Below are 1,479 nucleotides of genomic sequence, written 5' to 3'. Positions count from 1 at the left end.
ATAAAATATTTTGAAAAATGTTTTTTTAATGTTAAAATTAAAGGTGATAAATATTAAAAAGTTAATTAATAATTTTTTAATCAAATAAAAAGGGGATTTTGTTTATGAAAAATAAATTACAACAACCCGAGTTTTATGAAATAGAAGTTTCTTGTGCTACTTGCAAGACAACACATAAAATAGGTACAACAGTTAAAACTATGAAAATTGAAACTTGTTCCAATTGTCATTCTTTTTATACTGATTCACAAGTTTTTGTAACTGTAGCTGGACAAGTAGATAAGTTTCACAAACGTTACGGTTATGATCAAAAAAAAGACGATAATAAACAACAAATAGAGGAATAATTTTTAACATAGAAAGGTTTTATAAAAAATGATTTTAGATCAAGAAGGATTTATTGAAGTCATTTGTGGACCAATGTTTTCCGGAAAGACGACAGAATTGATTAAACGTATTGAAACATTGAATTCATTGAAAAAAAATTTTTTAGTTTTCAAACCTTCAATTGACAATCGTTATTCTCTCAAAAGCGAATTAGTAACTCACGATTTAAAAACCGTTCCTTCTTTGTTAGTTAATAAAAGTTCAGAAATTTTAGATATTCTTAAAGAAAATGAAAACATTGAATATTTAATCATAGATGAAATTCAATTTTTTGATAAAGATATAGAAAAAATTTTAAACAATTTATCTTATAAATGTATGAAAATTATTATCGCTGGTTTAGAATTGGATTATCGTGGAGAACCATTCGGTTCCATGCCATATTTATTATCAATATCTGATAAAGTAACTAAGTTAAAATCTTTTTGTTTTATTTGTGGCAAAAAGGCAACAAGAACGCAAAGAATATTTGCTAACGAAAAAGAAAATGATGAAGAACAACCTGTTATTTTAATAGGCGGTAATAATTATCATGAATCTTGTTGTCGTAAATGTCATAATTTTTAAAAAAAACTTTATTTTAAAAATTAATGTAAGGAATTTAATGTATAATTGAATATAGAAGAAAAGCATTTTTTCTTTATGAAAGAAGCTTTTAAAGAAGCTAAAAAAGCTTTTTTAAAAGATGAAGTTCCTGTTGGCGCTGTTGCTGTTATGAATGATAAAATAATATTAAGAGCTCACAATAATATAGAAAAAAGTCAATTATTTTATGGTCATGCTGAATTTTTACTTTTAATGAAATTAAATAAAAAATTAAAAACTTATCGAATGGATAAAGTAACTATTTATATTACTTTGGAACCTTGTCTTATGTGCGCTGGTGCTTTAATTCAATCTCGGATTCAAACAATATATTATAGTAATTTCAATCCAAAATCATATTTTTTTAAAAAATTATTTTTTCTTTTGGAAGAAAAAAAACATAAACAAAATAATTTTATTAAATTAGAATTATTGGAAAAAGAAAATGAACATATTTTAAAAAAATTTTTTTACAATTTAAGAAAGAAATAATTTTTATATTTTATT

The 1,479-nt window shown here is 23.0% G+C and carries 3 protein-coding genes; all 3 read left to right on the top strand.

The annotated features are described in order from the left end of the window. The first annotated feature begins 104 nt into the window (after nucleotides 1-104). Genes rpmE through ON17_RS00780 form a run of 3 tightly spaced genes read left to right on the top strand, consistent with a single transcriptional unit; the run spans nucleotide 105 to nucleotide 1,464 of the window. The gene (gene rpmE, locus ON17_RS00790; RefSeq protein WP_017191584.1) at nucleotides 105-347 is read left to right on the top strand and encodes a 50S ribosomal protein L31; all 243 of its coding nucleotides are present in this window, start codon (nucleotides 105-107) and stop codon (nucleotides 345-347) included. A 28-nt stretch (nucleotides 348-375) separates the two neighbouring features. After that, complete coding sequence (locus ON17_RS00785; RefSeq protein WP_017191583.1) at nucleotides 376-954, top strand: thymidine kinase; 579 nt, start codon at nucleotides 376-378, stop codon at nucleotides 952-954. 45 nt (nucleotides 955-999) lie between these two features. Further along, the gene (locus tag ON17_RS00780; protein ID WP_017191582.1) at nucleotides 1,000-1,464 is read left to right on the top strand and encodes a nucleoside deaminase; all 465 of its coding nucleotides are present in this window, start codon (nucleotides 1,000-1,002) and stop codon (nucleotides 1,462-1,464) included. The last annotated feature ends 15 nt before the right edge of the window (nucleotides 1,465-1,479 follow it).

Origin of the sequence: Poinsettia branch-inducing phytoplasma str. JR1 (assembly GCF_000309465.1) — a bacterium.
GTDB classification, from domain to species: Bacteria; Bacillota_I; Bacilli_A; order Acholeplasmatales; family Acholeplasmataceae; genus Phytoplasma; species Phytoplasma pruni.
Note: the sequence above shows the minus strand (reverse complement) of the source record. Positions and strands in the feature narration are given on the sequence as shown.